This is a genomic window from Armatimonas sp. (assembly GCF_031410135.1).
GTDB lineage: Bacteria > Armatimonadota > Armatimonadia > Armatimonadales > Armatimonadaceae > Armatimonas.
The window spans coordinates 1-2,135 of sequence record NZ_JANNYP010000499.1; the positions used below are offsets into that span (position 1 = coordinate 1).

2 protein-coding genes are annotated in these 2,135 nt (G+C 55.2%); both read left to right on the top strand.

All coding sequences use genetic code 11. From position 1 onward, the window contains the following. Window positions 1-90: 90 nt before the first annotated feature. Complete coding sequence (gene metK, locus RMO15_RS18605; protein WP_309715176.1) at window positions 91-1,221, top strand: methionine adenosyltransferase; 1,131 nt, start codon at window positions 91-93, stop codon at window positions 1,219-1,221. Beyond that, the coding region (locus tag RMO15_RS18610) for a B12-binding domain-containing protein (protein ID WP_309715178.1) at window positions 1,218-2,135 on the top strand (918 nt) is incomplete at its 3' end. The genes metK and RMO15_RS18610, both read left to right, overlap by 4 nt.

Sequence of the window (2,135 nt, forward strand, 5' to 3'; positions counted from 1 at the left end):
CTTAAACACACTCCTGGTGATCTCTGCGCGATCGCCCCAGGTTCAATCGTCTGATCGCCTGAACCCAAGGGGGTACCCTGGGGAGAAGGCATGGCATACCCTAAGATCTACACCTCCGAGAGCGTAAGCGAAGGACACCCAGACAAGCTCGCAGACCAGATTTCCGACGCACTTCTTGACGAGTGTTTGCGACAAGACCCGATGGCTCGCGCGGCGATTGAGACGTTTTTGGCCCACGGAGTCGCGATCGTCGCCGGAGAGGTTTCGCTTGAGGGCTATGTTGATGTTGCTGGGATCGTTCGACGCGCAATCAAAGACGTTGGATATGTAGATGCTAAGCTTGGTTTTGATGGCGATACCTGCGGCGTGATGGTCAGCATTCAGGAGCAATCGGCCGACATTGCAATGGGCGTCAACACCGGTGGTGCGGGCGACCAGGGGATGATGTTTGGCATGGCGACCAACGAGACACCCGAGCTGATGCCTTTGCCTATTTCGATTGCCCACGCGCTGATGGCCCAGGCTGCCTCGGTGCGAAAAGACAAGCCCAGTCTCGGGTTCCGACCCGATGCAAAGGCTCAGGTTTCGGTGGTTTACGAAGGCAACGTGCCCAAGCGAATCGACACGATTGTCGTGAGTCAGCAGCACGAACCTGGCTTGACTCAAGAAGAAATCCACGCGAGAATTCAAAAGAATATCGTCGCCCCAGTTCTGGCCCGATACGGTGGATTTGTGGATGGTCCAATCATCTATCACCTGAACCCAACCGGCAACTTTGTGATCGGTGGACCCCGAGGCGATACCGGCCTTACCGGTCGAAAAATCATTGTCGATACCTATGGCGGCATGTGCCCCCACGGTGGAGGAGCATTCAGCGGAAAGGACCCGACCAAGGTCGACCGAAGTGCGGCCTATATGGCCCGACACGTTGCCAAGTGCATTGTCGCAGCAGGTCTGGCAAGTAAGGCTCAGGTTGCTCTGGCCTACGCGATCGGGGTGGCTCAGCCCGTTTCCATTAACGTCGAAACGTTTGGCACAGAAACCATGGATCCGCAAGAAATTGAGAAGCGCGTGCGCGCCGCTTTCGACCTTTCGCCGTCTGGCATCACCAAGCACCTCGATCTCCGTAGGCCGATCTACTTCCCGACCGCCAAAAATGGTCACTTTGGCAACTCAAGCTTCCCCTGGGAAAGCACCGCAGCAGCCGAACAACTGAAGTGAGCAACGACCGCGAGTGTATTTATGACCCGCTCCATGTCTTAATGGCGCGGTTTGAGAACGTCAAATTGACGGACTCGAGTGTCGATCCTTTTGAGGGCCTCGGCATTGAAGACGTTCTCAAAAAGCATATTGTCGACGGGATCAAAAAGAACCTTGACCGACACATCGAATCGGCGCTTGAGCTCCACGAACCCCTCACGATCATCAACGAGATCCTTCTCGATGGCATGAAAACCGTGGGCGAGCTTTTTGGCTCGGGCAAAATGCAGCTCCCCTTTGTGCTGCAAAGTGCAGAGGTCATGAAGGCTTCGGTCGCCGTTTTGGAGCCTCGAATGGAGAAGGTCGAGGGGTCAGAAAAAGGCTCGATCCTTTTGGCAACGGTCGCCGGAGATGTGCATGACATTGGCAAGAACCTTGTTGATATCATTCTCAGTAACAACGGTTACCGAGTGGTAAATATCGGCATCAAACAGCCCATCAACTCAATTTTGGACAAGTGCCGCGAGCACCAGTGCAGCGTCATCGGCATGAGCGGACTGCTCGTCAAAAGCACGGTCATCATGAAGGAAAACTTGCTCGAGATGAACTCGCGAGAGCTCAGTTCAATTCCGGTCATCTTGGGTGGAGCGGCGTTAACCCGCTCTTATGTTGAAGAAGACCTTCGAGAGTTATATGAAGGCAGCGTGTTCTATGCCCAAGATGCCTTTGAAGGACTTCGACTGATGGAACAACTCGGAGAAGCGAAGAGGTCTGGAGTCGCAGTTTTGGCCGAGCCGATTCCCGCACAGCGTGCGCCCAGCCACCGACTCGGCGACACCTCGTCGAGCTTCTATGTGTTCGACGGCACCAAGAGCGATGTCCGCACCGACGTCCCCGTGCCGACACTTCCTTTCTATGGGGCGCGCAAGCAGACC

Coding starts and splice junctions, on each gene's coding strand:
- metK (WP_309715176.1), top strand. CDS start 91: ATGGCATACCCTAAGATCTACACCTCCGAGAGCGTAAGCGAAGGACAC.